This is a genomic window from Marinobacter sp. THAF197a (assembly GCF_009363275.1).
Classification (GTDB): domain Bacteria; phylum Pseudomonadota; class Gammaproteobacteria; order Pseudomonadales; family Oleiphilaceae; genus Marinobacter.
This window is the reverse complement of record NZ_CP045324.1, coordinates 2,363,788-2,388,313: the sequence shown is the minus strand read 5'-3', so window position 1 is coordinate 2,388,313 and position 24,526 is coordinate 2,363,788. Positions and strand designations below refer to the sequence as shown.

Annotated in this window: 20 protein-coding genes and 2 tRNA genes; 13 read left to right on the top strand and 9 right to left on the bottom strand. The window is 57.1% G+C overall.

Translation table 11 applies throughout. The features are described 5' to 3' along the window. Position 1 precedes the first annotated feature (1 nt). The 7 genes from FIV08_RS11055 to pyrF all read left to right on the top strand — a co-directional run bounded on the left by FIV08_RS11055 (position 2) and on the right by pyrF (position 7,445). Positions 2-2,230, top strand: coding sequence for a bifunctional prephenate dehydrogenase/3-phosphoshikimate 1-carboxyvinyltransferase (locus FIV08_RS11055; RefSeq protein WP_152438335.1), 2,229 nt, complete (start codon positions 2-4; stop codon positions 2,228-2,230). After that, positions 2,230-2,910 (top strand): (d)CMP kinase, encoded by a 681-nt coding sequence (gene cmk, locus FIV08_RS11050; RefSeq protein ID WP_061332741.1) that lies wholly within the window; start codon positions 2,230-2,232, stop codon positions 2,908-2,910. Before FIV08_RS11055 ends, cmk begins: the two co-directional genes overlap by 1 nt. 131 nt (positions 2,911-3,041) lie before the next feature. Beyond that, positions 3,042-4,733: a 30S ribosomal protein S1 gene (rpsA, locus tag FIV08_RS11045; RefSeq protein ID WP_058090540.1), complete on the top strand. Its 1,692-nt coding sequence runs from the start codon at positions 3,042-3,044 to the stop codon at positions 4,731-4,733. Positions 4,734-4,865: 132 nt separating this feature from the next. Continuing rightward, complete coding sequence (locus tag FIV08_RS11040; RefSeq protein ID WP_058090541.1) at positions 4,866-5,162, top strand: integration host factor subunit beta; 297 nt, start codon at positions 4,866-4,868, stop codon at positions 5,160-5,162. 70 nt (positions 5,163-5,232) lie between these two features. Then, positions 5,233-5,535, top strand: coding sequence for a LapA family protein (locus tag FIV08_RS11035; protein WP_061332743.1), 303 nt, complete (start codon positions 5,233-5,235; stop codon positions 5,533-5,535). Next, the gene (lapB, locus tag FIV08_RS11030) at positions 5,535-6,704 is read left to right on the top strand and encodes a lipopolysaccharide assembly protein LapB (RefSeq protein ID WP_072677099.1); all 1,170 of its coding nucleotides are present in this window, start codon (positions 5,535-5,537) and stop codon (positions 6,702-6,704) included. Before FIV08_RS11035 ends, lapB begins: the two co-directional genes overlap by 1 nt. 30 nt (positions 6,705-6,734) lie before the next feature. Beyond that, the gene (gene pyrF, locus FIV08_RS11025; protein ID WP_152438334.1) at positions 6,735-7,445 is read left to right on the top strand and encodes an orotidine-5'-phosphate decarboxylase; all 711 of its coding nucleotides are present in this window, start codon (positions 6,735-6,737) and stop codon (positions 7,443-7,445) included. Between the two features lie 601 nt (positions 7,446-8,046). Here the strand turns inward: pyrF and FIV08_RS11020 are convergent. Further along, positions 8,047-8,122, bottom strand: a tRNA-Asn gene (locus tag FIV08_RS11020). A 71-nt stretch (positions 8,123-8,193) separates the two neighbouring features. Beyond that, positions 8,194-9,378 (bottom strand): pyridoxal phosphate-dependent aminotransferase, encoded by a 1,185-nt coding sequence (locus FIV08_RS11015; protein WP_152438333.1) that lies wholly within the window; start codon positions 9,376-9,378, stop codon positions 8,194-8,196. A 191-nt stretch (positions 9,379-9,569) separates the two neighbouring features. Here FIV08_RS11015 and uvrB point away from each other — a divergent pair, with 191 nt between their 5' ends. Further along, positions 9,570-11,627: an excinuclease ABC subunit UvrB gene (gene uvrB, locus FIV08_RS11010; RefSeq protein WP_058090546.1), complete on the top strand. Its 2,058-nt coding sequence runs from the start codon at positions 9,570-9,572 to the stop codon at positions 11,625-11,627. On the opposite strand, the gene rimI is transcribed toward uvrB, so the two are convergent. Next, positions 11,628-12,743 carry a ribosomal protein S18-alanine N-acetyltransferase gene (gene rimI, locus FIV08_RS11005; protein ID WP_152439644.1) on the bottom strand — a complete coding sequence of 372 codons (1,116 nt, stop codon included), beginning with the start codon at positions 12,741-12,743 and terminating at the stop codon, positions 11,628-11,630. A gap of 198 nt (positions 12,744-12,941) precedes the next feature. Here rimI and FIV08_RS11000 point away from each other — a divergent pair, with 198 nt between their 5' ends. Beyond that, on the top strand, positions 12,942-14,441 hold the full coding sequence (locus FIV08_RS11000) for a RimK family protein (RefSeq protein ID WP_138437592.1): 1,500 nt from the start codon (positions 12,942-12,944) through the stop codon (positions 14,439-14,441). A 13-nt stretch (positions 14,442-14,454) separates the two neighbouring features. Here FIV08_RS11000 and FIV08_RS10995 read toward each other — a convergent pair whose 3' ends face one another. Next, a complete protein-coding gene (locus FIV08_RS10995; protein ID WP_152438332.1) occupies positions 14,455-15,618 on the bottom strand; it encodes a cation diffusion facilitator family transporter in 1,164 nt (387 codons plus the stop codon). Positions 15,619-16,021: 403 nt separating this feature from the next. On the opposite strand from FIV08_RS10995, the gene FIV08_RS10990 reads away from it, so the two are divergent. Beyond that, on the top strand, positions 16,022-17,047 hold the full coding sequence (locus FIV08_RS10990) for a quinone-dependent dihydroorotate dehydrogenase (RefSeq protein ID WP_152438331.1): 1,026 nt from the start codon (positions 16,022-16,024) through the stop codon (positions 17,045-17,047). Positions 17,048-17,226: 179 nt separating this feature from the next. Here the strand turns inward: FIV08_RS10990 and rmf are convergent, their stop codons facing one another. Then, on the bottom strand, positions 17,227-17,439 hold the full coding sequence (gene rmf / locus FIV08_RS10985) for a ribosome modulation factor (RefSeq protein ID WP_058090550.1): 213 nt from the start codon (positions 17,437-17,439) through the stop codon (positions 17,227-17,229). A gap of 325 nt (positions 17,440-17,764) precedes the next feature. Here rmf and rlmKL point away from each other — a divergent pair, with 325 nt between their 5' ends. Next, a complete protein-coding gene (gene rlmKL, locus FIV08_RS10980) occupies positions 17,765-19,945 on the top strand; it encodes a bifunctional 23S rRNA (guanine(2069)-N(7))-methyltransferase RlmK/23S rRNA (guanine(2445)-N(2))-methyltransferase RlmL (protein WP_152438330.1) in 2,181 nt (726 codons plus the stop codon). 172 nt (positions 19,946-20,117) lie between these two features. Here the strand turns inward: rlmKL and FIV08_RS10975 are convergent, their stop codons facing one another. Together FIV08_RS10975 and FIV08_RS10970 are read right to left on the bottom strand one after the other, a co-directional pair. Continuing rightward, positions 20,118-20,723 carry an outer membrane beta-barrel protein gene (locus FIV08_RS10975; protein ID WP_152438329.1) on the bottom strand — a complete coding sequence of 202 codons (606 nt, stop codon included), beginning with the start codon at positions 20,721-20,723 and terminating at the stop codon, positions 20,118-20,120. 105 nt (positions 20,724-20,828) lie between these two features. Then, positions 20,829-21,314 carry a hypothetical protein gene (locus FIV08_RS10970; protein ID WP_152438328.1) on the bottom strand — a complete coding sequence of 162 codons (486 nt, stop codon included), beginning with the start codon at positions 21,312-21,314 and terminating at the stop codon, positions 20,829-20,831. Positions 21,315-21,429: 115 nt separating this feature from the next. On the opposite strand from FIV08_RS10970, the gene FIV08_RS10965 reads away from it, so the two are divergent. Continuing rightward, entirely contained in the window at positions 21,430-22,719 is a 1,290-nt protein-coding gene (locus FIV08_RS10965) for a M18 family aminopeptidase (protein ID WP_152438327.1), read from the top strand. 52 nt (positions 22,720-22,771) lie between these two features. Here FIV08_RS10965 and FIV08_RS10960 read toward each other — a convergent pair. Further along, a tRNA-Asn gene (locus FIV08_RS10960) sits at positions 22,772-22,847 on the bottom strand. Positions 22,848-23,015: 168 nt separating this feature from the next. Here FIV08_RS10960 and FIV08_RS10955 point away from each other — a divergent pair. After that, on the top strand, positions 23,016-23,894 hold the full coding sequence (locus tag FIV08_RS10955) for a YheT family hydrolase (protein ID WP_152438326.1): 879 nt from the start codon (positions 23,016-23,018) through the stop codon (positions 23,892-23,894). Here FIV08_RS10955 and FIV08_RS10950 read toward each other — a convergent pair. Then, positions 23,837-24,496, bottom strand: a complete 660-nt coding sequence (locus FIV08_RS10950) for an arylesterase (protein WP_152438325.1) — start codon at positions 24,494-24,496, stop codon at positions 23,837-23,839. The two genes, FIV08_RS10955 and FIV08_RS10950, sit on opposite strands and share 58 nt — an antisense overlap. Between the last annotated feature and the right edge of the window lie 30 nt (positions 24,497-24,526).

Sequence of the window (24,526 nt, the reverse complement as noted above, 5' to 3'; positions counted from 1 at the left end):
GGTGGCTGATAACCAGCCTCTTTTTCAGCGTGTTGCTGTCATTGGCCTTGGGCTGATAGGTGGTTCCCTGGCCAGCGCCATTCGCAGCCACAACCTGGCGCGGGTTGTCGTGGGCTTTGATCAAAAACCGGAAGACGCGGCACTGGGCGTGGACCTCGGTGTTATTGACCAGGCAGCGACCACGCTCGAACAGGCGGTGCGAGGGAGTGATCTGGTGGTCCTGGCCGTGCCGGTACGGGCAACGCGGGTGGTGCTTGAACAGATAAGGCCCTGGCTGGCGAGTGACGCGGTTTTGACCGATGTCGGCAGCACCAAGTCCAGTTTCGTCGCAGATGTTAAAGCCGTATTCGGCAACCTGTCGCCAAGAGTGATCCCCGGGCATCCGATTGCCGGTTCCGAGAAAAGTGGTATCCGGGCGGCCAACCCGGACCTGTTCGCCAATCACAAAGTCATTCTGACCCCGGCCGACGATGCCGATGCCGCAGCGCTTTCCGGGCTTGCGGCGCTGTGGGAGGGCACCGGTGCAACGGTCCTGACCATGTCGGTGGCGTATCACGACGAAGTGTTGGCTGCCACCAGCCATTTGCCCCATCTCATTGCTTTTTCCCTGGTGGACACCCTGGCGGGCGAAGACGAGAATATGGACATTTTCCGGTACGCCGCCGGTGGCTTCAGGGACTTCACCCGCATTGCCGCCAGTGATCCGGTAATGTGGCATGACATTTTTTTGTCAAACCGCGATGCCGTGTTGCGCGTGATTGACCATTTCACCCAAGACCTGGATCAGCTCAGGGCAGCCATTGCCAACGGCGATGGAGCAACCCTGCTGCGGGTTTTCAGTCGCGCCAAAGCGGCGCGGGAACATTTTTCGAAGATGCTTTCAGGACAGGCTTACGTGACTAACAATACCGACAAGCAGGTTATTTTTTCTATGCAGCCCGGCGGTTCCGTTCGGGGTGACATTCGGGTTCCGGGTGACAAATCCATGTCGCACCGGTCGATCATGCTGGGCGCCCTGGCTGAAGGTATTACCGAGGTGAAGGGCTTTCTGGAAGGCGAAGACAGCCTGGCCACCTTGCAGGCATTCAGGGATATGGGCGTAACCATTGAGGGCCCGGAAGACGGCTTCGTGCGCATTCATGGCGTGGGTATGCACGGGCTCCAGGCACCGCGCGGCCCTCTGTACCTGGGTAACTCCGGTACGGCTATGCGCCTGTTCTCTGGCCTGCTGGCGGCACAGCCGTTTGACTCCGAGTTAACCGGCGATGCCAGCTTGTCCAAGCGCCCAATGGGCCGGGTTGCTGACCCGCTGCGTGCGATGGGTGCGGTGATTGATACCGCCGAGGGCGGTCGCCCACCGCTCAGGATCCGCGGCGGTAACCCGTTGACCGGTATCCACTATGAAATGCCGGTTGCCAGTGCCCAGGTCAAATCCTGCCTGCTGCTGGCGGGCCTGTACGCCGAAGGCGTGACGTCGGTAACGGAACCCGCACCGACCCGTGACCATACCGAACGAATGCTGGAGGGCTTCGGTTACCACGTTCACCGTGATGGAGCCACAGCCAGCGTCACCGGTGGTGGCAAGCTGACAGCCTGCGCCATTGACGTGCCGGCGGATATTTCCTCAGCGGCATTCTTCCTTGTGGCGGCGAGTATCGCCCCGGATTCCGACCTGACCCTGCGCCATGTTGGCATGAATCCGACACGGGTAGGGGTGATCAATATCCTTCGCCAGATGGGCGCCAACATTGAGGTGCTCGAAGAGCGGGTGATTGGCGGTGAGCCTGTGGCTGACCTGCGTGTTCGGTCCGCAGAGCTGCGCGGTATTGATATTCCGGAAGACCAGGTGCCGCTGGCGATCGACGAATTCCCGGTGCTGTTTATTGCTGCAACCTGCGCCAAGGGCCGCACCGTGTTGCGCGGGGCCGAAGAACTTCGGGTAAAAGAGAGTGACCGGATTCAGGTCATGGCGGACGGGCTTGCGGCTCTGGGTGTTGAAACCACGGTCACCCCGGATGGCATTGTCATCGAAGGCGGCCAGACCATTGGTGGCGGCACGGTTGAAAGCCATGAAGATCACCGGATCTCCATGTCGTTCGCCGTTGCCTCTCTGCGAGCCACTGGCCCTATCCGCATCAACGATTGTGCAAATGTGGCTACGTCGTTTCCGGGCTTTGTTGACCTGGCCAAACAGACTGGCATTCAAATCAGTACAGAAGGCGAGTTTTAATGACCCAAAGCAAGGCACCGGTAATCGCCGTTGATGGTCCCGGAGGTTCCGGTAAAGGTACCATCACTCAGATGCTGGCCAGAAAGCTTGGCTGGCATCTGCTCGACAGCGGGGCACTTTATCGGTTGACGGCATTGGCGGCTATGCGACAGGGCGTGGCATTGAATGACGAAGCCGGTCTGGTAAAGGTGGCGGCTACCCTGGATGTGGCTTTCGAGCCCACCGGCGAAGGCCACCCGGTCAAGGTGGTGCTGGCAGGTGAGGACGTAACCTCGGAAATCCGCACTGAAACCTGTGGCGACAATGCCTCAAAGGTGGCGGTGATACAGCCGGTGCGAGATGCCCTGTTGCAGCGCCAGCGGGATTTTCGGCAGCTGCCCGGGCTGGTGGCAGATGGTCGGGATATGGGGACGGTGGTTTTCCCCGATGCGCCGGTAAAGATATTCCTGACCGCCAGTGCCGAGGAGCGGGCGCGGCGCCGTTATAATCAGTTGAAGCAAGCAGGGGTCGATGTTAACATTGACGCCCTTTTGGAAGAGATACGGGTGCGCGACGATCGGGATATGAACCGGTCAGCGGCCCCTCTCAAGCCTGCGGATGATGCGCAAGTCATTGATTCTACGGGTTTGAGTATAGAAGAGGTGTTAGACAGGTGTATGGCCGCAGCAGGTCAGGCCTGACTACACCTTTTTGTTGTTGGAATGCCGGAAACAGCGCTAAATTGCCAGCCGCTGGCTGATTCCGGAAATCGTTAACAGACCGTGTTGCTGGCGGCACGGAGCACACTTGCGTTGATCATATAGGGCACATAATGAGCGAGAGCTTTGCGGATCTTTTCGAAGAAAGTTTGAAAGAAATCGATATGCAACCAGGTTCCATTGTTCAGGGAACCGTTGTAGACGTCGATAACGACTGGGTCACCGTTAACGCCGGACTGAAGTCCGAAGGCGTTATCCCCGCCTCCCAGTTCCTGAACGAAAAAGGCGAGTTGGAAGTAGCTATCGGCGACGTTGTCGATGTGGCTCTCGATGCAGTTGAAGACGGTTTCGGTGAAACCCGTCTGTCCCGTGAGAAGGCCAAGCGCGCTGAAGCCTGGAAGGTACTTGAGAAGTCCTTCGAAGCGGAAGAAGTGGTCAAGGGTATTATCAATGGCAAGGTCAAAGGTGGTTTCACTGTTGATCTGGCTGGCATCCGTGCCTTCCTGCCGGGTTCCCTGGTAGACGTTCGTCCGGTTCGCGACACTGCGCACCTGGAGAACAAAGAACTCGAATTCAAGGTTATCAAGCTGGACCAGAAGCGTAACAACGTGGTTGTTTCCCGCCGCGCCGTTCTGGAAGCTGAAAACAGCGAGCAGCGCGAAGCTCTGCTGGAAACCCTGACCGAAGGTCTGGAAATCAAGGGTATCGTCAAGAACCTGACCGACTACGGCGCGTTCGTAGATCTGGGCGGTGTTGACGGCCTGCTGCACATCACTGACATGGCCTGGAAGCGCATCAAGCATCCGAGCGAAATCGTGAATGTGGGCGACGAAATCAATGTTAAGGTCCTGAAGTTTGATCGCGAGCGTAACCGCGTATCTCTGGGTCTGAAGCAGCTGGGTGAAGATCCGTGGGTAGAAATCAAGGCCCGTTACCCTGAAGGTGCCAAGGTTACTGCACGCGTCACCAACCTGACTGACTACGGTTGCTTTGCCGAGCTGGAAGAGGGTGTTGAAGGTCTGGTTCACGTATCCGAAATGGATTGGACCAACAAGAACATCCATCCGTCCAAGGTTGTTCAGGTAGGCGACGAAGTTGAAGTGATGATCCTGGATATCGACGAAGAGCGTCGTCGTATTTCCCTGGGCATCAAGCAGTGCGTTGCCAACCCGTGGGAAGACTTCTCCGGCAAGTTCAACAAGGGCGACCGTATCTCCGGTAAGATCAAGTCAATCACTGACTTCGGTATCTTCATCGGCCTGGACGGTGGCATCGACGGTCTGGTTCACCTGTCTGACATCAGCTGGAACGAGACTGGCGAAGAAGCCGTTCGCGAGTACAAGAAAGGCGACGAAGTTGAAACCGTTATCCTGTCTGTTGATCCAGAGCGCGAGCGCATCTCCCTGGGTATCAAGCAGCTGGAAAGCGATCCGTTCGCCGAGTTCGTTCAGCTGAACGACAAGGGCTCCATCGTTAAGGGTACTGTTTCTGCAGTAGACGCCAAAGGCGCTACCATTGCCCTGAACGAGGAAGTTGAGGCGGTACTGAAGGCTTCTGAAATCAGCCGTGACCGCGTTGAAGACGCGCGTAACGTTCTGAAAGAAGGCGAAGAAGTTGAAGCGAAGATCATCAGCATCGATCGCAAGAACCGCGTAATCAACCTGTCTGTCAAGTCCAAAGACGTTGAAGACGACAAGCAGGCTCTGGAAAACGTACGTAGCAAGACTGCAGAATCCTCTGGTGCGACCACCATCGGTGATCTGATCAAAGAGCAGATGCAGCAGCAAAACGCCAATAAGGATTAATTTTCCGGTTGGCATCAAAAAAACGGGCTCTAAGAGCCCGTTTTTTTTGTGTTTTTTTCTGGTTTGGCTAAACTAGAGGCACTGGGACCCGGTAATTGACTGCGGAATAATAATGACAGAGGGAAACGCCTCATGACGAAGTCCGAACTGGTTGAACTGATTGCCTCCAAGCAAACACAGCTCTCCGTCAAGGATGTGGAGTTAGCGGTTAAGACCATCATCGAGCATATGTCTCAGGCCCTTGCCGATGGTCAGCGTATTGAAATCAGGGGATTTGGCAGCTTTTCCCTGCACCACCGGGCAGCCCGAACCGGGCGTAATCCGAAAACTGGTGAAGCGGTGCAGCTGCCTGCCAAGTATGTTCCGCACTTCAAGCCCGGCAAAGAATTGCGTGAGCAGGTGAATGACAGCTTGAAGAAGGGTTTTTAAACCCGGTTCCAGGCAATGCTGATGGAACACCGCACTATCGGGCCTGGCGCCCGTCTGGAGAGATATTGACATGGCAGGACTGCAGAAGATCCTAATCACCGTTCTGGTTCTGGTTCTGATACTCCTGGCGCTGGTGTTTTCTCTGAACAATCAGATGGCCGTTTCGCTCAACTTCCTGTTGTTTGAAACGCAGCCCCATGGTGTTGCCGTCTGGATTATCATGTCGTTTGTGATTGGCGCCCTTGTAGGGGTGTTGATTACCTTACTGGCTACATTCCGTACGTCGGTGTCCCGGCGGACTCTCAAGAAAAGGCTCGAGCGTGCTGAGCACGCGTTAGAGAAATCCAGGGCACAGAACGACCGGGCAATTTGATGGAAATAGTTCTACAGTGGCTGCTTCTGACGGTAGCGGTCGCTGCCGGCTGGGTGGTCGGCAGGTTTGGTAGCCAGGGCAAGCGCCGCTCCCGGGCCATTTCCGATGAAGATTCCGTTCGTGACCGTCTGCAATTTCTGTTTACCAACTACTCTGACCAGGCTGTCGACAACTTTGTGCAGTCCCTGGCCGTCAATAAAGATACCGTTAGCCTGCATTTATCTATCGGGAGCCATTTCCGCAATAAGGGCGAAACCGATCGCGCCATTCTGATCCACCAAAACCTGCTGGCCCGGCCCGAACTGCCGGCGCGCTATACGCCCCAGGTTACCCTGGAGCTGGCAATGGATTATCTCAATGCCGGCCTCCACGATCGGGCGGAAGCCCTGCTGCACCAGTTGATGGGTGACAGGGAGTATGGTCGCCGGGCAGCCACGGCCTTGATTGAGCTGTATCAGCAGGAGCGGGAGTGGGAAAAGGCTGCCCAGGTGGCGCAGACCCTTACCCGAAGCGACGCAGATCCTGCGATGGTCAAAACACTGGCGTACATTACCTGCGAGTTGTCCGATGCGGCCCTGGCCAAAGACGATCGCTGGACTGCCCAGAAACTGGCCAAAGAAGCCCTCGACTACGACCGCTCCTGTGTTCGGGCGACGCTGTTGCTGATGAAGCAGCAGATCCGCCAGGGCAACTTCCGGGAAGCGGGCAATCAAAGCCTGAAGGTGTTTGATCAGAACCCGGAGTTTGGTCCGGAGGCCATCGACCGCCTGATGAAGCTCGAGCGGGAACACGGTGATGTAGGCAGGCTGGTCAAAAAACTCCGCAAACTCTATGAACAGTATCCGAGTACCAGTTTATTGCTGGCGCTGGTGGAATCGGTGGAGCGTTCCTTTGGTCGCCCTGCTGCTATTGATCTGCTCCGGCAGGAGCTGGAAATTCGGCCTTCTGTTCGTGGCCTGCTCCGGCTGGTGGAAATGGCCGGCTATGAAAAAGGCATGACCACAGACGAAGGCCGCCTTGTCAGCCGTATTGGCCACCTGATACTCGCCAACCGGCCGGTTTACCGTTGCGTTAGTTGCGGTTTCTCAGGCCAGCAGCTTCACTGGCTTTGCCCGAGCTGTAAGCAGTGGGAAACGGTGCGTCCCATCCAGGGCGTTGAAGCCGAATAATGATTTAACCTTTTGAACCGGAATCTGACCGTGCGAAACCTTAATGACCCGAAAATCATCGTCGCCCTGGACTTCCCCTCCCAAAACCCTGCTTTGGCGCTGGCTGATCAGCTGGACCCCGCCAAGTGCCGGCTGAAGGTAGGCAAGGAACTGTTCACCCGTTCCGGCCCGGAGTTGGTCAAGTCACTGCAGGGCAGGGGCTTTGACGTGTTCCTGGATCTGAAATTCCACGACATCCCGAACACCACTTCCGCGGCGGTTGCTGCAGCAGCGGACCTGGGTGTGTGGATGGTGAATGTGCATGCCTCGGGCGGTGAAAAGATGATGGTCGCCTGCCGGGAGCGCCTGGAGTCGTTCGGGGCGGACAAGCCGCTGCTGATCGCCGTCACGGTGCTGACCAGTATGTCCGATGCGGACCTGGCCGGTATCGGCATCACCGGTTCTGCAGAAGCTCACGTTTCCCGCCTGGCCACCCTGACGAAAAACTGCGGCCTGGATGGCGTCGTCTGCTCCGCCCAGGAGGCCCCCAGACTGAAAGCAGAGCAGGGCGCCGACTTCCAGCTAATCACCCCGGGAATCCGCCCGCTGACCGCCGACAAAGGCGACCAACAACGCATCATGACCCCAACCGATGCCCTCAAAGCCGGCTCCGACTACCTCGTCATCGGCCGCCCGATTACCCAGGCGCCCGATCCTCTGGCCGCCTTGGAGGCTATTCACGCTGAGGTGGTTTCGGCCTGACTTTCGTGCTTTGGTGTGGCCTCTGTCCCTAGCCTGCCCGGTTGACGGGCAGGGCACGGATGGGGGTCCCTCCCGAAAAACGCTACGAGCACCCGCAAGCGGGTCCAGCCAGCAATCATAGATTGCTGTCGTTCGGCGGCGCATGAAGCTTTGCTTCATAAACACTTGCCTCACCCATGTGCGCTTCGCTCCGGCCATCCATGGCCTCCGAGATTTTCGGGAGGGACACCCATCCGCGCCCTTCAGGCAAATGGAGGTGTAGTCAAAGTGCGTTGAAGGAGCTTTCCGGATTCTTTTCAGTGGTAACAGCTTTTTTCCATTCCCAGATTCCCGATTCTTAATTGCCTATACTTGCGCTCGCTGAGTGTCAGGGTGGGATAACCTTTCCAAAAATCTCGTAGGCCATGGATGGCCGGAGCGAAGCGCACATGGATGTGCTCGTAGCGTTTTTTGGAAAGGTTATCCCACCCTGACACCCCACCAAAACAAGCAGGCTAGGGCAGGAGTCCGGCAAAACCGCCAAAAGTTGCAGGCAATAGAAACAAACGAGAGCAAACAAAAAAGCCCGCTAATTCAAAGAACTAGCGGGCTTTCGGAATAGTGGCTCCCCGACCTGGGCTCGAACCAGGGACAAACGGATTAACAGTCCGTTGCTCTACCAACTGAGCTATCGGGGAACGTCGTCATGTGACGAGGCGCGTATATTAAGTTGGCTATACCGCCTCGTCAACCCTCTGACTAAAAATTTTTAGCCAAGCGCCTTCTGCAAACGCTCAATGGCCTTCTGCAGGTTATCCATGCTGGTCGCAAAGCTCAGACGCATGTGGCCAGGGCTGCCAAAAGCAGAACCCGGAACCAGGGCAACGCCCGCTTCGGTCAGCAGCTTCTCGGCAAACTCAACGTCTGTGTTCACGCCGTCAGTGGCATCGATCGCGCCCTGGAAGCTTGGGAACACATAGAAGGTGCCGTCGCCATTCAGGCACTCAACGCCAGGCAACTTGTTCAGGGCGGCTACCAGCCAGTCGTGGCGTTCCTTGAACGCCTTGACCATCTCGCCCACGCACTCCTGCGGGCCGTCCAGGGCTGCCTGGGCGGCGGCCTGGGAGATTGAGGCCGGGTTGGAGGTGCTCTGGGACTGGATTTTCTTCATGGCGCCGATGATCTTCGCCGGGCCTGCGGCGTAGCCGATACGCCAGCCAGTCATGGAGTAGGCCTTGGACACGCCGTTCAGTACGAAGGTGCGGTCATACAGCTCCGGGCACGCGTTCAGGATGTTGCAGAACGGCTTGCCAGTCCACAGGATCGGCTCGTACATGTCGTCGGTGGCAATCATGATGTTCGGGTGCTTTTTCAGCACCTCGCCAATCGCCTGCAGCTCTTCCAGGGTGTAAGCCATGCCGCTGGGGTTGGAGGGGCTGTTGATCACAAACAGGCGGGTGCGCTCGGTGATGGTGTTTTCCAGCTGCTCGGGGGTGATCTTGAAGCGGGTCTCGGCAGAGGTTTCAATAATCACCGGCTTGCCTTCAGCCACCAGCACCATGTCCGGGTAGGAAACCCAGTAAGGCGCGGGGATAATGGCTTCGTCGCCCGGGTTCAATGTGGCGAGGGCGAGGTTGAAAAAGCTCTGTTTGCCACCACTGCTTACCAGGATCTGGTTGGCTTCATAATCCAGGCCGTTGTCCCGTTTGAACTTCGCAATAATCGCTTTCTTCAGGGCCGGCGTACCATCAACGGCGGTGTACTTGGTCTGGCCGTTGTTAATGGCTTCAATGGCTGCCTGTTTGATGTGCTCGGGGGTGTCGAAGTCCGGCTCGCCAGCACCCAGGCCGATAATATCCTGGCCGGCCGCGCGGAGTTCTGCGGCTTTGTTGGTGACTGCGAGGGTGGGGGAAGGCTTGATCGCCTGTACTCGGCTGGAAAGTTGAAGGTCCAAACTTGAGCTCCTTAAAGCTGCGTCTTATGGGCTGCGATCGGCCGGGCAACTATGGAGCCAAAGGTGCTGGCTGTTTTTCTCCCAGCCGTCGATCGCACAGATGGTATCATGAAGCAGCCAGAACACTAAATTTCTTGTAGGGGTTGTGCCGTATTGCGGCCGGCGCCGAACCCGGAGGTTAATCGCCAGTTATGGCCAGTAAAGCATCCAGCGCTTCCCGTGAAGGTGTGTTCCGAGTTGATTCCCCATATCAGCCGGCCGGTGACCAGCCCAAGGCCATCGCCGGCCTGGTGGATGGCATTCATTCCGGGCTGGCGCACCAGACGTTGCTGGGGGTGACCGGCTCAGGCAAGACGTTCACCATTGCCAATGTGATCCAGGACGTGCAGCGGCCCACCATCATCATGGCCCATAACAAGACCCTGGCGGCGCAGTTGTACGGCGAGTTCAAGGAGTTCTTTCCGGATAACGCGGTGGAGTATTTCGTGTCTTACTACGATTACTATCAGCCGGAAGCCTATGTGCCGTCGTCTGACACCTTCATTGAGAAAGATGCCTCCATCAATGAACACATTGAGCAAATGCGTTTGTCTGCCACCAAGGCGTTGCTGGAACGGCCGGATGCGATCATCGTGGCGACGGTGTCGTCCATCTACGGTTTGGGTGATCCGGAATCTTACCTGAAGATGATGCTGCACCTGGACCGGGGTGATCAGATAGATCAGCGCTCGATTCTGCGCCGACTGGCAGAGCTCCAGTACACTCGTAATGATATCGAGTTCCACCGCGCCAATTACCGGGTTCGGGGCGATGTGATTGATGTGTTCCCGGCGGAATCGGAGCGGGAAGCCATTCGCATCGAGTTGTTTGACGATGAAGTGGAAAACCTCAGTTACTTCGATCCGCTGACCGGCGAGGTACTGCGCCGTGTGCCACGGGTAACCATCTATCCGAAGTCGCACTATGTGACGCCCCGGCAGAAGGTGCTGGATGCGGTAGAGAATATCCGGGCGGAGCTGGACGTGCGTTTGCAGCAGTTGCGGGATAACCACCGGCTGGTGGAGGCCCAGCGCCTTGAGGAGCGCACCCGCTACGACATGGAAATGATGATGGAGCTGGGTTACTGCAACGGCATCGAGAACTACTCCCGCTATCTGTCCGGCCGGGCGCCTGGCGAGCCGCCACCCACCCTGTTTGATTACCTGCCGCCCAACGCATTGCTGGTGGTAGACGAGTCCCACGTGACCATTCCCCAGATTGGCGCCATGTATAAAGGTGACCGGTCCCGGAAGGAAACGCTGGTTGAGTATGGTTTTCGCCTGCCGTCGGCACTGGATAACCGGCCCATGCGGTTTGAGGAGTGGGAGCGGATTGCACCCCAGATGATCTTCGTTTCGGCCACGCCGGGTAACTATGAGGCGGAGCACGCTGGCCAGGTGGTGGAGCAGGTGGTTCGGCCGACCGGACTGCTGGATCCGGTGATCGAGGTGCGGCCAGCGTCTACCCAGGTGGATGACCTGCTCTCGGAAATCCACGCTCGGGTGGCTGTTGAGGAGCGGGTGCTGGTCACTACCCTGACCAAGCGCATGGCCGAAGACCTTACCGATTTCCTTATGGAACACGACATTCGCGTTCGGTATCTGCACTCAGACATCGACACCGTGGAGCGCGTCGAGATTATCCGGGATTTACGCCGGGGCGAGTTTGATGTGCTGGTAGGCATCAACCTGTTGCGGGAAGGCCTGGATATGCCGGAAGTGTCTCTGGTGGCGATTCTGGACGCAGACAAGGAAGGCTTCCTGCGCAGCGAACGCTCGTTGATCCAGACCATCGGCCGTGCCGCCCGTAACCTCAATGGTAAAGCCATTCTGTACGGGGACCGCATCACCGGTTCCATGCAGCGGGCCATTGACGAAACCGAACGCCGGCGAGCGAAGCAAACGGCCCATAACGAAGAGCACGGTATTACGCCGAAAGGACTGAACAAGAAGATCGCCGATGTCATGGAGGGAGCCACCGGCGGTGGACGCGGTCGTCGCAAGGCGGAACGCCCGGGCCAGAAGGCTGCGGAAGAGGCGGAAGGTTACATGGTCAAGGCAGGCAAGCGTTCTCCGGAAGAGTTGCTGAAGGAAGTGACGCGCCTGGAGGATGACATGTACAAGGCCGCCGCCGACCTGGATTTCGAAACCGCAGCGCGATTGCGGGACCAGATCTCCGAACTCAAGGAAGCGGCTATTCGTACCGGCTGATCAGGGCCGTTTCGGCCCGACGATCACGGCCGCCTGCAAGGGTTGGTTGCGGCCGTAGCTGGACATCTTGCCAAATACCCGTTTGTCGACAGGCAAATATTGTTTGTCGGCCACGGTCTCGTCCACGTCAGTGTCGATCTCCGGGTCGTGCAGGTACACGAAGTCTTCATCCATGGCGCATACGGTCACCCAGTGGGGTACACGACTGCGGTTAAGCTGCCAGGTACTGATCAGGATGACCGGGATGCGGCCCTCATGCAGGGCGGCTTCCATGGCTTCCAGGGTCAGTGGGTCGTGGTGCAGCTGGATGCCGGTCTGGCCAATGTCGTGCAGGAAGCCTTCATGCACCAGTTCCAGTACCCGCTTTTTATCGTCGTTACGCACGGTATCCTTAAACAGGGCGCCTTCCTGACTGATCCAGGCGCTGGCCTCAAAGCCTCGGTGCCAGGCTGACAAGGCCAGGCCATGGGGCCCGCAGCCACCGTGACCGGCGAGCATGAAGATCGTCGTGGCCTCTCGCCAGATCTTCAATTCTTCCAGGGTGTTCAGCTGCTGGTCTTCGTCCAGGGCGGCCATGGCCATGATCAGGGCAGAGGGGCCGCAGGTAAACTCGGTGGTTTGGGGGTAATAGGGTACCGGGAGATACTCCCGGGAAGGTTCGTAGTAAAGAATACGCCGTTCGAAGCGCAGGGCATCGCCATGGTCTTCGTAATAGTCCCGGTAGGTGCCGAACTGGCGATAGCCCAATCGTTTGTATAGATTGATGGCGCCGGCGTTATCTTCCCGAACCTCCAGGCGCATGATGATGCGGTCTGCCTCTACGGCTTCCTTCTCCGCTTCCCGCACCAATTGCTCGCCCACGCCCCTGCCTCGCACGGTTGGCGATACCGCGATTGAATAAATCCGTGCCAAACGGGTGGCGGCATTCATCAGTACCAGGCAGTAGCCCACCAGCTCGGAGCCTTGCTCCGCCACTATCAGGCGGTCCCGTGGCATTTCCAGAAACCGTCGGAAACTGCGTCGGGAAATACGGTCTTCGGTAAAACAACGATTTTCCAACTGCACCAGGGCAGTCAGATCGTCGGCGACTGCTTGTCGAAGCAAAACATCATGCATGGTTAACAAATCCCGGTCGCGAAAATCGCAGAAGCTGGCGAGCACTTCCACCGCAGCTATTATGGTAGAGACAGGTCGGTTTCGATAGCGGGCGATCATGCGTAAAAGCACGCATCCAGCCTGGATTGTACCAGACGTCACAGCGGCGTATTGTTGCGCCCATTACCCGGCTGAACCTTTCAGGGAGGAACGCCTTTAATGTCCCGTTTGTTAATCGTTGTGGACCGTGCCAAAGACTGGTCGCCCTATTACCCCAGCGAGGATGTACTGACCTTTGATCAGTATCTGAATTTTTCTGCCCCCGCCAATAGCCGGGTGCGCGTGATCAACCTTTGCCAGAGCGCGAAATACCTGAGCCGGGGTTATTACTGCTCCTTGTTGGCAGAGGCCCGGGGCCACCATGTGGTGCCCTCGGTGATGACCTTGAACGATTTGAGCCGCAAGGGCTTGTTCTCGCTGGAGCTGGAGGAGCTGGATCACAGCGTCATTCAGTGGCTGGAGCAGGAAGCCAGGGAAATCGACCCGGCCACTGATGAGCGGGACGCCACCCACGAAGTGCGCATTCGCACCTATTTTGGCCAGGCGGAGCATGCGGATCTCAAGCCGGTAGCCCGGGCCTTGTTTGAGCGCTTTCCCTGCCCAATCCTGGAAGTGGTGTTCCGCCACCGCAAGCAATGGCAGATTGAATCCATGAAACCGGCCGCCCCGGCCGATCTGGATGAGCGCGAACAGGACGTGTTTGCGGCAGCGCTGGATCGTTTCAGCAGCATGATCTGGCGTAAGCCGAGAACGCGTCGGCGCTATCGTTTTGATCTGGCCATGCTGGTGAACCCGGAAGAGGAAATGCCCCCGAGTGATGAGGCTGCCCTAAAAAGATTCGAGCGGGCAGGGCGAAAGCTGGGCATCAATGTAGAGAGAATTACCCGTCGGGACTACATGCGGTTGCCGGAATACGATGGCCTGTTCATTCGGGAAACCACCGCGATTGATCACCACACCTACCGGTTTGCCCGCAAGGCAGAGGCTGAGGGCATGGTGGTTATTGATGACCCGGTCTCGATACTGCGTTGCACCAACAAAGTGTTCCTGGCGGACCTGCTCAAGAACAACAAGGTGCCAACTCCAAAAACACTGATCCTGTCCAAAGATCAGAAAGATGCGGTTGATCAAGTGGTCAGTGAGCTGGGTTTTCCGGTGGTCATCAAGATTCCGGACGGCGCCTTCTCAAGGGGTGTGGCCAAAGCCAAGGATGAGAAAGAGCTGAGGGCGGGCCTTAAAGAGCTGTTCAAGCAATCAGCACTGGTGTTGGCCCAGGAGTATTTTTACACCGATTACGACTGGCGCATTGGTGTGTTGGGCGGCCGTGCCATCTATGCCTGCAAATACATGATGGTGAAGGGGCACTGGCAGATCTACCAACACGGTGGCGCGGCGGTGGAAAGTGGCGGGTTTGAAACCATGCCCACCTATGAGGTGCCCCGGAATGTCATTCAGGCGGCGCTGAACTCCACCCGACTGATCGGTAATGGATTGTATGGGGTGGACATCAAACAGGCCGGTAACCGGGTGGCCGTCATTGAAGTTAACGACAACCCCAGTATCGATTCCGGGGTGGAAGACAAATTCCTGGGTGGCGAGCTTTATACCCTGGTCATGCAGGAGTTCCTGTCCCGCATGGAAGAAAACCGGCGCCGGTAATACCGGCGCTTGATCAGCTTGCGGACACCCAAACCCGGACTGAACCAAACCAGGGATAGGGTGACAGCACCTCCCGGACGCTTTCGGTGGTCAACGCGGGTGCCGGATGCTGTTCGTCCAGGAAGACTTCGATATGAACCCGGTTTTTGAGGTAATGCAGTCTCAGCCGGCTGTGCGGCGGCAGCTCACCGAGCTGCTGCGACAGCAGGTGGCGGATATCCTCGCGGCTGGGTAAATGCGGGTCGGTCTGATGCGGTGTGTGTTCGTCGTTCTCGGCATCGATATGAAAGTTGATGTCCCGGATATTATCGATGGCATCCCTCATGCCGGAAACCACCTTCATGCCGATCTGGTGTCCCTCAGAAACGCTTATCTCAGGCCGAACAACCAGATGGACATCCAGTAGTATGTCGTGACCCATACGCCGGCTGCGTAGCTCGTGAACATTGCGCACGCCGTTTGTGTCCATGGCAATGGCACGCAACACCCGGGTATCCTCCGCAGACAGTCCGGTATCGACGAGTTCCTTAACGCTGTCCCAGGTGAATTTCCAGCCAATATGAATAATGATGCCGGAGATAACCACAGCGGCAAGGGTATCCAGCCAAACATATCCGACCATTGCACCGACAGTGGAAACCAGAACAACGACCGATGAAAACGCGTCTGTCCGGCTGTGCCAGGCGTTTGCGATCAGCAGGTCGGATCGAATTTTCATGCCCACATGGCGGGTATAACGGTAGATCCATTCTTTGGAAGCGACCGATATCCCCGCAGCAACCAGAACCGGCCAGCCCGGTACCGCGAGATCCTCTCCAGAGACCAGGCGCAGAATATTCTCCCAGGCAAGGGCAGCGCCCACGGCAATCAGTATGCTCCCCAGCAAAAGTGTGCCGAGCGTCTCAATGCGCTGATGTCCGTAGGGGTGGTCATCATCCGGACCTTTACGTGACAGTCGCATCACTGCAAGAACAACCCAGTCTGAAACAACGTCGGTAAACGAGTGGATGCCATCCACCACCAGAGCATGGGAATGAAAAAGAGTGCCGCCAATAATTTTTATCACACCAAGGACTGCATCCAGGACCATGCCAATGATGGTGACCCGGGAGGCGGCGTGCTTTTCCTGTTGCAAGTCCTTGTCAGTCCGTAGATGGGCCTTTGGGGGCTGATCCATGGCTCAGGCTCCGATAATTCTGTTGGTAGCCAGTATAGCGGCAGGAATGGAAAATTTGGGGAGAATTAATCGGGAAACGCAGGTCGATTTATGCACATGATGACAAAGTCGTTACCCGCTACCACTTTGTAACTAAAGTCGTCAAATGGTTATTTTGTCTTTTTAAGTTATTGATTTTTAGTTAAAATTTAACTGGTTAAAAAATGATCAATTTGTAGGCTGGCGCAGTTATCAAGGGGTCGAGACGCTTGCCCCGGCATTTTCAACAGAGTTATCCACAGATTCCGTGGAAAAGCCTCGCCAACCGCTGAGGCATGGGCTTTTACGTTGTATTGAAGGTTCGGGAGGATGGTGTGGAAAACTTCCGGTATACTCCGGCCACCCCTCGGCAAGGAGCTCCAAGATGTACAGCATTCTACGCAATTTACTTTTCCGGCTGCCCCCGGAACAGGCCCATAATGTCGCCCTCAGTGGCCTGGATCTGGCCTACAAAACCGGTATTCTCAATGTTGTTTCAAGGCGCCCGGAGCCGTGCCCGATTAATATCATGGGGCTGGAGTTCCCCAACCCGGTAGGCCTGGCCGCGGGCCTGGACAAAAATGCTGACCACCTGGATGCCTTGGGAGCCCTGGGTTTTGGGTTCATTGAAGTGGGCACCGTCACACCCTTGGCACAGCCGGGCAACCCCAAGCCGCGGATGTTCCGCCTGCCCGAGCACCAGGCCATCATCAACCGCATGGGCTTTAATAATGAAGGCCTTGGTCATCTGGTGAGCAATGTTGAGAAGCGTCGTTATCGCGGTATCCTGGGCATTAACGTGGGCAAGAACAAAGATACCCCGAATGAGCAGTCCGAACAGGACTACCGCAAGGGTATCGCCGCAGTTTACCCCCATGCCGACTACATCACGGTAAACGTGTCCTCGCCGAATACCCCGGGGCTGCGTGATCTGCAGTTCGGCGACTCGCTGAAGCAGCTACTGCATGCGATCAAAGACGAACAGGCGATCTGCGAAAAAAATACTGGTCGCTATGTACCGGTGGCCGTGAAGATTGCCCCGGATATGGATGATGCAGGCATTCGCTTTGTTGCCGGGGCATTACTCGAGGCAGGCCTGGATGGTGTGATCGCCACAAACACCACCATTAGCCGGGAAGCGGTGCAAGGACACAAGCACGAGCAGGAAGCTGGCGGTTTGAGTGGTGCACCGGTGCGCGAGGCGTCTTTACGGGTTATTCAGGGGTTGCACGCCGAGTTGGGGGAGAGAATCCCTATTATTGGCGTTGGCGGTATCACTGATGGCGAGAGTGCGGCGGAGAAAATCCGGGCAGGGGCGAAACTGGTGCAAATCTACACCGGCTTTATTTACAAAGGCCCAGCTTTGATTAACGAAGCAGTAGAAGCGATCAGGAAAGAACAGCATAAGTAGTGAGGCCAGAAAGAAGGTGGGCCCGCTGAGCGGGCCCTTGCGGGGAACGAACCCCGTAGCGCTTCTTCGCATGGTACGGGGCGGGAGGCCCCGTTTTGGTTGCTCTGGTTACTGCGTCAGATTGTGGTGTAGCTACAACTAAAAGAGATCAGGTTAAACGGGGTATGCCAACACCGCGGTCACGTTGCGGTTACGTTGGCAAGTTTGTGGATGCCGGAGACGCCGGTCATGCCCTCCCAGTTATCTGTGCGGCCTTCTCGCCACCCGTTCAGCCATTCCTGGCGTACCTCTGCTTGGTCTAACGGGCAGCTGTCTTTGGATTTGCCGGACACGCCAGCGAGATAACCCCGCTTGAATGCACGAGCGTACATGTCTCTCTTCTGTCTTTTCATGCCGTTCCTCACTGATGGATTAACAGAACAAGCGTGTACACATCTGCCGTGGCCATGGTAAAGGAGGCACCCATCCGGGATAACCCACTATTGCCAGTTCCGGCCAGAGCAGTCAGGATCCTGTTAACGGAAGCACGGTTAAGTTGGCTTCCAGAACGACGCGTCAACTACAAGGTAAGACGAACCTTGCGCGGATGTACACTATTTATTTCATCTATATGAAGCTTTTCTTATAGGTTTGTGAAATAACGATGACGGCCCGAATTCGGGTTTTACCGCTATTCCGGCGGTTTACCGGCTCTATCCAGAAAACCAGGAGTTGATTTTGTCCAAGCATGTCTTTTTCGTAACCTGCCCCAAGGGTGTTGAGTATCTCCTGGCCGATGAGCTCGAAAGCTTTGGCCTGGCTCAAGTGCGCAACGCGCCGGCGGGCGTCTGGGTAGAAGGGGAGCTGGAAGCCGGATATCGCGCCTGTTTGTGGTCCCGGCTGGCCAACCGGGTCATCCTGCATATTGCCGAAGTGGATGCCCGCAGTGCGGACGAACTTTATGAGGGCGTGGTGGCTCTGGACTGGCAATCGCACATTCCGGTCAACGGCAGCTTTCGAGTAACTTTCCTGGGGCAGAACGAAGAAATTCGGAACACACAGTTCGGTGCCCAGAAAGTTAAAGACGGTATCGTAGACAGCATTCGGGGCGCGGGCCTGCCACGGCCCTCGGTCGCGCCAAAAGATCCGGATGTCACCATCTCTGCCCGCCTGAACCGGGGGCGGCTGTCGGTTGGGCTGGACCTTAGCGGGCATAGCCTGCACATGCGGGGATACCGAACTGAACAGGGCCTTGCGCCGTTGAAGGAAAATCTCGCGGCCGCGTTGCTGCTGCGGGCCGGATGGCCGGAAATTGCAGACGCCGGCGGCGACTTTGTTGATCCCATGTGTGGTTCCGGAACTCTGGTGATTGAAGCAGCATTGATGGCGCTAGACATTGCGCCGGGCCGGAAAACAGAGCGTTTTGGATTTGAAAAATGGCCTGGGCACCAGCCGGAACTTTGGCTGGCATTGCGCCAGGAAGTTGAGCGCCGCGCACATGAAGGCAAAAACAAGCGCATACCGGCATTTGCCGGTTTCGATCAGGACGCTCGGGTGATCGACACGGCCCGTAACAACCTGCGCCGGGCTGGTCTGGACAACATCGTAAGCGTAGATCCGCGGCCGGTATCTGCCTTTGAGCGGCAGCCGGACTGGGCGGATAAGGGGCTGGTGCTGACCAATCCCCCCTATGGTGAACGCTTGAGCGAGCGCAAAGAGCTGGCCGCGCTCTATCAAACCCTGGGTGAAACCGTCTTGCGTGAACTCCCGGGTTGGCGCCTGGCCGTGTTCACCGGTGCACCGGAATTCGGTAAGTCGATTGGCCTGCGAAGCTTCAAACAATACAAATTGTTCAACGGCAAGCTGCCAGCGCAGCTGTTGTTGTTCGATGTGCAGCCCGAAAATGCCCGAACACCGCGAGACCCGGCTGCGCCAGGGCAGGTTATGCCACGCATTGCCAACCCCGAACGGGCAGACATGCTACGCAATCGCCTGAAGAAGAACCTGAAAACCATTGGTCAGTGGGCGCGGAAGCAGAATATCAGCTGTTACCGGCTTTACGATGCCGATATGCCTGAATACGCGTTGGCCATCGACCTATACGATGGCAATGTACACGTGCAGGAGTACCTGGCTCCGAAGTCTATCGACGAAAAAGCCGCCCGGGAACGTCTGGCCGAGGCTCTGGCGGTCATACCGGAAGTGCTGGACGTTGACCCCGAGAATCTGGTTTGCAAACAACGCCAGCGCCAAACCGGCACCAAACAGTATGAGAAACAGGCCGCAACCGGCGAATACTTCAACGTGCAAGAACACGGCTGTACCCTGAAGGTAAACCTGAAAGACTACCTCGACACCGGCCTGTTCCTGGACCACCGCCCTGTGCGCCACTGGATACAGCAACACGCCAGAGGGAAACGCTTCCTGAACCTGTTCTGTTATACCGGTGCAGCCACCGTACACGCTGCCGTTGGCGGCGCCAGCCGGTCCCTGAGCCTGGATATGTCGAAAACCTACGTGAGCTGGGCCCAGGACAACCTGGCCCTCAACGGCGCCGATCTGAGGAAGCACGTGGTAGAGCAGGCGGATTGCCTGTCCTGGTTGGCGGACCGCAAAACCGCCAACCAGACCTTCGACCTGATCTTCATGGACCCGCCCACGTTCTCGAACTCAGCAAGAATGGCCGGGGTTCTGGATATCCAAAGGGATCATGGCACCATGGTGCGCCAGTGTATGGAGCGGTTATCCAGCGATGGTCTGTTGATATTCTCCAACAATTTCCGGAAGTTCAAACTGGACGAAGATCTTGAAGCAGAGTTTGAAGTCAAAGAGGTAACGGCAAGTACTCTGGACAAGGATTTTCAACGCAACCAGAAGATTCACCGCTGCTGGCATATCCAGCACAAGCTCACCGATTAAAGGTCGGATTAACAGCGGCCTGCACTCAAGTATGTGTTAAGAGGGCCGGATATCCTTTCTTGGAATCTCGGAGGCCATGGATGGCCGGAGCGAAGCGCACATGGATGTGCTCGTAGCGTTTCCAGGAAAGGATATCCGGCCCTCTTAACCGGTACCGAAGAAAGCAGCACACTCAAAACTCGTAGCGCAGGCCCGTAGAAAACTGGAACGTATTGGCACTACTGCCAGTGTCTTTGAACAACCGCCCACCCTCAAACACCAGGAAGGTGTTATTCACCACCTCGAAATCCACCCCCGCCAGCCAGCTGATGCTGAAACTGCTGTCCGGGTAATCGCCTTCGATGTCCCGGAACTGGGCGTTGTAGCCTTCCTCACGGTTGGCCAGGGTCGCCTCGCCTTTTACGTGGGTGAAGCCCGCCTGGGCGTAAACGTTGGCATAATCGGTGATCGGGTAATGCAGGCCCATGTACCAGCTGGCAAAATAATCGACCGCAAGGGTCAGGTCGCCACCGGAGACATCGGCATCATTGAAGCCGCCACCCAGGCGGATCTCTGCGTGAATCAGGTCGTTCAGGTGGCCGCCTATAACCAGCGTGCCGGCTTGCCCCCAGGCATCCTCCTTGGTGCGGTCGCCGATTGAGCGGTGCTCCAACGCCGTTACCAGAAGGCCAACGTAGTGCTTGTCAGAACGAGGAGTATCTTGTGCCTGTGCCGCCAATGGGGCGAGGCTGATGGCCATCAGGCTGGAGCTGAGGAAACGTAGTGCGACCTTGTTCATTATTATCCGGCTTCCTGTCAGTAACGTTGCTGACGCCAGATTCTGCCTTGTGTAACGCTTTGTTACGCAGACGCCGGTCACACTTCCCCGTGTCAGCTGGCCCGGTTACAGGTCCGCCAGAAGACCTTCCTCCTGCGCGAGCATCAGCAGGGCGTAAACGCCATTCTCCGGGAGTTGTGGTTCCAGGCCTTCGTCGAACATCAGTTGCCGACGGCGGTCTTCAAGGGTGTCGCGGTCGATGCCGGTAATCAGTTCGGAAATTGGAGCAATCTCGAAAGGGGCATCCTGGCTGACGGCACTGAAAATCAGGTCGATCAGAATTTCATCCGGGTCTATGCCATCCACGTATACGGTCTGGTCTGGCAGGTCCTGATGGAGTTCCTGAACCAGTTCGAGCAGTGGCACGCCCTGTTCTTCGAGGTACAGCAGGTCAAAGTCCCCCAGGTCGCTGTCATCTGGCAACCAGGCTTCCTCCGGGGCAATAACCACGGTTTTCATCTGGCCGTCTGCCAGCGACCAGGCCATGGCGACGGGAAACAGGGCGTCGTCAGTCTGACAGTATTCGATGTCCAGGAATCGGGGTATCGACACAGTGGGCTCCGGCGTTGATCAGTGGGTGCGTATAGGGACTAACCGGCAGCCTGGTAGGAGCTGGGCCGGCTTCATGCCATACTGTAGCAGCCATTATCATGCAATCAGGAAGATCATGGAACACACTGAATTTAATAATGACTTGATTGAATTTCTGAATGCCTCACCAACACCCTGGCATGCAGTCAGTACCATGAAATCCCGGCTTGATGCCGCCGGTTTTCAGCAGCTGGATGAGCGGGAAGAGTGGGCGCTGGAGCAGGGCCGGGGCTATTACGCCATTCGCAATGGCTCCTCCCTTATTGCCTTCCGCACCGGCAAGAATGACGTAGTGACTTCCGGCATCCGGATGGTGGGTGCCCATACCGACAGCCCCTGCCTGAAGGTAAAGCCAAACCCCGAAATCCGCCGCAAGGGCTTTTTCCAGTTGGGTGTGGAAGTATACGGCGGCGTGTTGCTGAACCCGTGGTTTGACCGGGATCTGTCGCTGGCTGGCCGGGTCACGGTTCTGGATGAGGACGGTAAGGTTCGGGACACTCTGGTGGACTTCCGTAAGCCGGTGGCGATTATTCCCAGCCTGGCCATTCACCTGGACCGGGAAGCCAACAGCAATCGGTCGGTGAATGCCCAGACAGACCTGCCTCCGGTGGTTATGCAACTGCCGGAAACCGATACAACGTCATTCGCTGACTTGCTGCGTGAGCAGTTGATCAGTGAATCCGGCCTGAAGATTCGTAAAGTGTTGGGCTATGAACTGAGTTTCTACGATGCCCAGGGCGCGTCTTTCGTTGGTTTGCGCCAGGAGTTTCTGGCGTCGGCGCGTCTCGATAACCTGCTCAGTTGTTACATTGGCCTGCAGTCCCTGCTGAACACTTCTGGAGATGAAGCCGCGCTTCTGGTGTGCAATGACCACGAAGAAGTGGGTAGCATGTCGGCGGAGGGTGCCCAGGGGCCGTTCCTGGGAGCCGTTCTGGAGCGCTGGTGTGGCGCTGGCAAGGGTAGGGCGATTGCCCGCTCCATGATGATCTCTGCGGATAACGCCCATGGCGTGCACCCCAACTTCATGGACAAACACGATGAAAACCACGGTCCGATCCTGAACCAGGGGCCAGTCATCAAGGTTAACCACAACCAGCGCTACGCCACCAACAGTCGGTCGGCCGCTTTGTACCGGCATATCAGTGATGAGCTTGGCCTGCCGCACCAGACCTTTGTCGTGCGCAGTGACATGGGATGCGGCAGCACCATTGGGCCGCTGACCGCCGGTAATCTGGGCGTGACCACGCTGGATATCGGTGTGCCGCAGTTCGCCATGCATTCCATCCGGGAAATGATCGGGAGCCAGGATGGCTATACCCTGTACCAGGTCCTGAAGGAATTCATGCAGCGGGAAGAGGTTTTCTGAGGCAGAAATGAAAAAGCCGCTGATGTTGAATCAGCGGCTTTCTCGGAATAAGTGGCTCCCCGACCTGGGCTCGAACCAGGGACAAACGGATTAACAGTCCGTTGCTCTACCAACTGAGCTATCGGGGAACAGCATCAAGTGGCGGGCATATTAAGTTCTTTAATAGTGTTCGTCAACCCCCTGAAAAGAAAGGTCAAAATTTGCACAAGCGCAGTCAATCGGGCTACCGCCCACCGGTCTGGTTACGTAACGGGCACATCCAGTCTGTGTGGCCAACGCTGTTCCGGAACGTGACCATGCCACAGCCGGAAGCCGCTGTTCTGGCTACGCCGGATAACGACGAACTGCACCTGGATTGGTACCGTCAGGGCAGTGACCGCCTGGCCATCGTGTCCCATGGTCTGGAAGGCCACAGCAGGCGCCCCTATGTGCTCGGGCTGGCGCGGGCACTAATGGCGGATGGCTGGGATGTGCTGGCCTGGAACTTCCGATCCTGCGGAGGGGTGATGAACCACCAACCCCGGTTCTACCACAGCGGCGCCACGGAAGACCTGCATACGGTTGTGTCCCACGCGCTGGAAGGCCACTACAGCAACCTGTTCCTGTCTGGCTTCAGCATGGGCGGCAACCTCACCCTGCTTTACCTCGGCCAGCAGGGCGAGCGGGTTGATAGTCGCATCAGCGGTGCCGTTGCCTACTCAGTGCCCGCAGACCTGGCTGGCAGCGCGGATATGCTGGCCCTGCCCAGTCGCAGGATCTACATGCAGCGCTTTCTGAGGGATCTGCACGGCAAAATGCAGGAAAAGGCCCGTCGGTTTCCGGACCTGATTGACGTAACCGGGTTCGACAACATCCGCAACTTTCACGAATTTGATAACCGCTACACCGCACCCCTGCATGGCTTCCGGGATGCCCAGGACTACTGGGCCAGCTGCTCGGCACTGTTTCGGTTGAAGGACATACGGGTACCGGCGTTGATGGTTAATGCGGTAGACGATCCCTTCCTGTCAGCCCGGTGTTTCCCGGAAGGCCGTAAGGTTCTCGGCGCCTACGTTACCGTTGAAGCGCCAAAGTGGGGAGGGCATGTGGGGTTTGTTGAACACGCCCGTGATGGTTATTACTGGTCTGAGCGCAGGGCGCTGGGGTTCCTGTCCAGAATTAACGGCTCCAGCTGAGGCCATACGTTGTCCAGCAGCACCGGCTGGGCGGCTTCGGTGGGGTGAATGCCGTCTTCCTGCATTAACCCATCGGCGTTGTAGATGCCCTCAAGAAAGAAGGGAACCAGGGGGGTGTCGTAGCGGTCAGACAGGTTCGGGAAGATGTCCGCAAACATGCGGGTGTAACGCTGGCCATAGTTCGGTGGAATCTGCATGCCCACCAGCACCGGGATGGCACCTACATCCCGCACTTGCTCGATCATGTCGGCGAGGTTGGATTCGATCACATTCGGTGGAAAGCCGCGCAGGCCGTCGTTACCGCCAAGCTCAATGATCACGACGTCTGGCTGGTTTTTCTGAAGCAGGTCAGGCAGCCGCCGAAGGCCGCCATCGGTCGTTTCGCCGCTGATACTGGCGTTCACAACGTTCCAGTTCAGGCCCTGTTCATCAAGCCTGTCCCTCAGCAGTTGAACCCAGGCGGTTTCGGATGGCACGCCATAGGCGGCACTGAGGCTGTCGCCGACTACCAGCAGTGTGTTCTGGCTGGCCAGGGCGGAGAGCGACAGCAACATCAGTGCTGAGAGGGCAAATGATCTGACCAACGCCGATACCGTATTCATAGTAAATTCGTATACCCTTTACAGATTCAA

Bases quoted from the DNA above. Each gene is read 5' to 3' on its own strand.
- cmk (WP_061332741.1), top strand. From the start codon at position 2,230: ATGACCCAAAGCAAGGCACCGGTAATCGCCGTTGATGGTCCCGGAGGT.
- rpsA (WP_058090540.1), top strand. From the start codon at position 3,042: ATGAGCGAGAGCTTTGCGGATCTTTTCGAAGAAAGTTTGAAAGAAATC.
- FIV08_RS11040 (WP_058090541.1), top strand. From the start codon at position 4,866: ATGACGAAGTCCGAACTGGTTGAACTGATTGCCTCCAAGCAAACACAG.
- FIV08_RS11035 (WP_061332743.1), top strand. From the start codon at position 5,233: ATGGCAGGACTGCAGAAGATCCTAATCACCGTTCTGGTTCTGGTTCTG.
- lapB (WP_072677099.1), top strand. From the start codon at position 5,535: ATGGAAATAGTTCTACAGTGGCTGCTTCTGACGGTAGCGGTCGCTGCC.
- uvrB (WP_058090546.1), top strand. From the start codon at position 9,570: ATGGCCAGTAAAGCATCCAGCGCTTCCCGTGAAGGTGTGTTCCGAGTT.
- rimI (WP_152439644.1), bottom strand. From the start codon at position 12,743: ATGCATGATGTTTTGCTTCGACAAGCAGTCGCCGACGATCTGACTGCC.
- FIV08_RS11000 (WP_138437592.1), top strand. From the start codon at position 12,942: ATGTCCCGTTTGTTAATCGTTGTGGACCGTGCCAAAGACTGGTCGCCC.
- FIV08_RS10995 (WP_152438332.1), bottom strand. From the start codon at position 15,618: ATGGATCAGCCCCCAAAGGCCCATCTACGGACTGACAAGGACTTGCAA.
- FIV08_RS10990 (WP_152438331.1), top strand. From the start codon at position 16,022: ATGTACAGCATTCTACGCAATTTACTTTTCCGGCTGCCCCCGGAACAG.
- rmf (WP_058090550.1), bottom strand. From the start codon at position 17,439: ATGAAAAGACAGAAGAGAGACATGTACGCTCGTGCATTCAAGCGGGGT.
- FIV08_RS10975 (WP_152438329.1), bottom strand. From the start codon at position 20,723: ATGAACAAGGTCGCACTACGTTTCCTCAGCTCCAGCCTGATGGCCATC.
- FIV08_RS10965 (WP_152438327.1), top strand. From the start codon at position 21,430: ATGGAACACACTGAATTTAATAATGACTTGATTGAATTTCTGAATGCC.
- FIV08_RS10955 (WP_152438326.1), top strand. From the start codon at position 23,016: ATGCCACAGCCGGAAGCCGCTGTTCTGGCTACGCCGGATAACGACGAA.
- FIV08_RS10950 (WP_152438325.1), bottom strand. From the start codon at position 24,496: ATGAATACGGTATCGGCGTTGGTCAGATCATTTGCCCTCTCAGCACTG.